2 pseudogenes are annotated in these 499 nt (G+C 55.5%); both read left to right on the forward strand.

The features are described 5' to 3' along the window. Window positions 1-169 (forward strand): annotated as a pseudogene (locus tag AC1DH9_RS30810) (hypothetical protein); the annotation flags it as partial. Next, window positions 133-499: pseudogene (locus AC1DH9_RS30815) on the forward strand (DNA-directed RNA polymerase subunit alpha); the annotation flags it as partial. The pseudogenes AC1DH9_RS30810 and AC1DH9_RS30815, both read left to right, overlap by 37 nt.

Here is a 499-nt window from a genome sequence, read left to right on the forward strand (position 1 = left end):
GGATCATGATGTCGAGATCGTTAATCCCGATCACGTAATCGCTAACCTGGCGTCTAACGGCGCCCTGAACATGAAGCTAGTAGTAGCTCGTGGTCGTGGTTATGAACCGGCCGACTCGCGTCAGAGCGATGGGATCATGATGTCGAGATCGTTAATCCCGATCACGTAATCGCTAACCTGGCGTCTAACGGCGCCCTGAACATGAAGCTAGTAGTAGCTCGTGGTCGTGGTTATGAACCGGCCGACTCGCGTCAGAGCGATGAAGACGAAAGCCGCAGCATCGGTCGCTTGCAGCTTGACTCTTCGTTCAGCCCGGTTCGCCGTATCGCATACGTGGTGGAAAACGCCCGTGTCGAGCAGCGTACTAACCTGGACAAGCTGGTTATTGATCTGGAAACCAACGGTACTCTGGATCCTGAAGAGGCTATCCGCCGCGCTGCAACCATCCTGCAACAGCAGTTGGCTGCGTTCGTCGACCTCAAGGGTGACAGCGAACCAG

Source organism: Pseudomonas sp. 05T35 (genome assembly GCF_056396605.1).